Raw genomic sequence first — 3,489 nt, 5'->3', positions numbered from 1 at the left:
TGCCGTTCCTGCGGGACTGGCGGCGGCCGCAGGAGGAGCTGGACGAATCCTCGCGTGCCGCCGCGCTCGAGGCCGTGGTCGACCTGCACACCTTCGATCCCACCCAGCTCGAGGACATCGCGCGGGCCGCCGGCGCGGTCGACGTCGCCGCCCATACCGAGGAATTCGCCGCAGCCCTGTGGGGCTGGCCGGTGCGGACCTTCGAAGCGGCCGTCCCCGACGAGAAGCTCACCTTCGGCTACCGGATGGCGATGTACCGGGCGTGGCTCGGCCTGAGCTGGCTGGACGAGAACGTGATGCGCCGGGTGGTCCCGCGGCAGTTCTTCTACAACGCCATGATCACCGGGGTGAAGCCGGGCGCCGCCGCGAACTAGTGGGATACGGCTTCGGCGCGGCCGACCTCGCCTACCTGAGGTCGGCGCCGGGTGCGGCCGCGCTGACCGAGGTCGCGCGGCTCGAACTGTCCCCGGCCTCGCAACTCCGCGATATCGCGTCGGTACGGCGCGCGCACGGTGAGCGCGCGCCCGCGCTCGTGGAAACCGTGCGCCTGCGCCGCCGGGCGGCCGTCAAACTGCCCGGTGCCCAGGACTGGTTGTTCACCGACGACGCCCTGCAGCAGGCCACCCCCACGGCTGTGGCCCGGCATCGCGCCCGGCGGCTGGCGGGTCGGGCCGTGCACGACGTGACATGCTCGATCGGCGCGGAGCTGGCCGAACTGGCCCGGGTGTGCCCACAGGTGATCGGCAGTGATCTGGACCCGGTCCGGCTCACCATGGCCCGGCACAACCTGACCCGGCCGGAACCGGATCCGGCCGGCTTGCCGGGGTCGATCTTCCCGCCCGCCGCCGAAATCGGGCGCGCTGCCCTGGTCGGGCCGGCGGCGACCTCGGGGCCGCACCGCCCGGTGCTGTTGGCACGCGCCGACGCCCTGGCGCCGTGCAGCCGCGATACGGTGATCATCGCCGACCCGGCCCGGCGCGCGGGTGGGCGCCGCACCCACGACCCCGCCGCCCTGCAACCACCGCTGCCCGATCTGCTCGCGGTGTACGCCGACCGCGATCTGGCCGTGAAATGCGCTCCCGGACTGGATTTCGACCGGCTGGAATGGCCGGGAGAGGTGGAGATCGTCTCGCTCGACGGAGCGGTGCGCGAAGCGTGCCTCTGGTCGCCCGGGCTCGCCGATCCCGGGGTCACCCGCCGGGCCACCGTGCTCGTTACCGGCGCGGAGCCCGCAACCCTCACCGACACCGACCCCAGCGATATTCCCGAACGGGCACCGGGCGACTGGATCATCGACCCCGACGGCGCGATCGTGCGGGCCGGCCTCGTCCGCCACTACGCGGCCCGCCACGGGCTCTGGCAGCTGGACCCGCGGATCGCCTACCTCACCGGTGACCGGGTGCCCGCCGGGATCCGCGCCTTCCGCATCCTCGATGCCCTCGACTTCCGGGAGAAGACGCTGCGCGCCGAATTGCGGCGCCGCGATTGCGGAGCGCTGGAAATCCTGGTGCGCGGAGTGGATACCGACCCCGACGCCCTGCGCCGCCGCCTGAAACTCGCCGGTTCGCAACCCCTTACGCTGGTGATCACCCGCATCGGCCGCACTCCGAGAGTGTTCGTCTGCACCGCCCACCGTCCGGATCAGCGACCTGCCGGGCCCGAGTGAACCCGAGACGAGGACAACGATGGCGAACGACCACTGGCGGCGTCCACCGACCCTGCGCGGTGACCATGTGCTGCTGCGGCCGATGGAGCCCGACGATGCCGAGGGACTTGCCGCGGCGCACGACGATCCGGAGACGCTGCGCTTCTTCCCCTACGGCATCGAATCGCGGCCGCCGTCATCGGAAACGGTCGCGCACGCCCTGGCCGCCGGTCGCCAGGTCCTGGTGTCGATCGATCCGCGCGACGGGCGGATCGTGGGCACCACCTCGCTGTACCACCTGGACGAAGTATTCGGCCGGGCGACGATCGGCTACACCTGGTATTCCCTCCGGGTCCGGGGTACCGCCTGCAATCCGGAGGCCAAACTCCTACTGCTGGACCATATTTTCGGGACCCTGGGCGCGGTGCGGGCCGAATTCACCGTCGATGACCTGAATGTGCGCTCCCGGGCGGCCGTCACCGCCCTCGGGGCGGTCCAGGAGGGCATCCTGCGCGAGCACGCGCTTCGGCGGGACGGAACCCGCCGGAATACGGTCGTCTACTCGATCCTGGCCGAAGACTGGCCGCCGGCGCGGACGCGGCTGCTGGAACGTATCGAAAAGCGGGCGGGCGCGGCATAACGCCGCCGGGGCCGGGCAGCCGGGTTCGGCGGCCGTCGCGGCCTATTGAAGCCCGATATAGCGGGGTGGTGCGCCGTCCAGCGCCTCCAGGATCGGGATGGGTTTATCGGTCGGCAGGCCGTTCTCGTCGAAGGAGAGGACTCCGCTCGCCCCGCGCACCGCGCCCGCGCCGTGCAGCCGCTTCATGGCCTGCAGTACCTGGTCGGAACGGACGGTGTCGCCGTCGTTGCGGGCCGCCTGGCGGATCGCGGATACCGCGGTCACCAGCGCGTCGTGTTCCATGACGGCGGCGAAATCGTCGAGGCTGTCGTCGGAGAACTCGCGGTAGCAGATCGGGCCCACGCAATCGGGCCCGAACTGGGCGACGGAGTACCGGTTGAACCGGTCCGGGTGGTCCTGCCAGCCCTGCGGATGGACCAGGCCGGTGTAGAGCACCGTGACGCCGGTTTCCAGCGCGACCCGGGCGGGACTGTCGGCCAGACGGTAGTAGGCCATATCGTCGCCGGTGACCACCCGGATCGGGGTGTCCCGGCAGCGGCGTTCGGCGAGCGCGGTGAGGAAGGTGAGCGCATGTGCCGCCCGGCCCGCGAAATAGATGGTGTCGGGCGCCGATTGGCAGATGTTCGGCATCATGAAGTGGAATGTGTTCGCCACACTGCCGATCTCGGAATCGTATCCCTCCACGGGACCGGCGAAGCGTTGTGGATCGTCGGGGAAGCTCGCGCCGAAGGCATCGGCGAGGGTGCGGCCGTAGTGGTCGATCGGGCTGTCGTCGCGGACGATCAGAATCCGCTCGCTGCGAGTGGACAGATACTCCGCGGCCGTTCGCGCGTGTTCGGCGGCAGTCGGCGACACCCGCAGGAATCCGCGCAACACCGGCAGATCATCGGCGGTGAGTGTGGAGCCGACGGTGGGGATCTGCAGTTCGGAGAGCCGGGTGACCGCCCGGACGGCGTTCTGGACACTGAACGAGATACCGGTGACCGCCACGATGCCGTCCGCCGCGCGACGGTCCTCGATCTCACCGACGGCGGTCTCCCATTCGCCGAAATCGCTCCCGGGATTGGCCAGCAGCAGCTTGATCTTCGGGGTATTGCCCCAGACGGTGGTCCGGTTCGCCGCCAGCTGCGCCAGATGCGCGCCCTCGAGCCGGTGCCGGATACCCGACATGGTCACGATGCCCTCGTCGCTCACCCCGGGGGTC

The 3,489-nt window shown here is 70.7% G+C and carries 3 protein-coding genes and 1 pseudogene; 3 read left to right on the top strand and 1 reads right to left on the bottom strand.

Features of this window, described 5'->3' with window-relative positions; all coding sequences use genetic code 11:
* The 3 genes and pseudogenes from ACWDU1_RS30780 to ACWDU1_RS30770 form a co-directional block, all read left to right on the top strand.
* A pseudogene (locus ACWDU1_RS30780) lies at positions 1-374 on the top strand (SAM-dependent methyltransferase); the annotation flags it as partial.
* Positions 374-1,666, top strand: coding sequence for a THUMP-like domain-containing protein (locus ACWDU1_RS30775; RefSeq protein WP_450003856.1), 1,293 nt, complete (start codon positions 374-376; stop codon positions 1,664-1,666). The pseudogene ACWDU1_RS30780 and the gene ACWDU1_RS30775, both read left to right, overlap by 1 nt.
* A gap of 19 nt (positions 1,667-1,685) precedes the next feature.
* Positions 1,686-2,285 carry a GNAT family N-acetyltransferase gene (locus ACWDU1_RS30770; protein ID WP_450003854.1) on the top strand — a complete coding sequence of 200 codons (600 nt, stop codon included), beginning with the start codon at positions 1,686-1,688 and terminating at the stop codon, positions 2,283-2,285.
* Between the two features lie 42 nt (positions 2,286-2,327).
* Here the strand turns inward: ACWDU1_RS30770 and ACWDU1_RS30765 are convergent.
* Positions 2,328-3,489 (bottom strand): hypothetical protein (locus ACWDU1_RS30765; protein ID WP_450003853.1); only part of this gene is annotated, 1,162 nt, incomplete at its 5' end.

Source organism: Nocardia sp. NPDC003345 (assembly GCF_053589395.1).
Note: the sequence above shows the minus strand (reverse complement) of the source record. Positions and strands in the feature narration are given on the sequence as shown.

Bases quoted from the DNA above. Each gene is read 5' to 3' on its own strand.
- ACWDU1_RS30770 (WP_450003854.1), top strand. From the start codon at position 1,686: ATGGCGAACGACCACTGGCGGCGTCCACCGACCCTGCGCGGTGACCAT.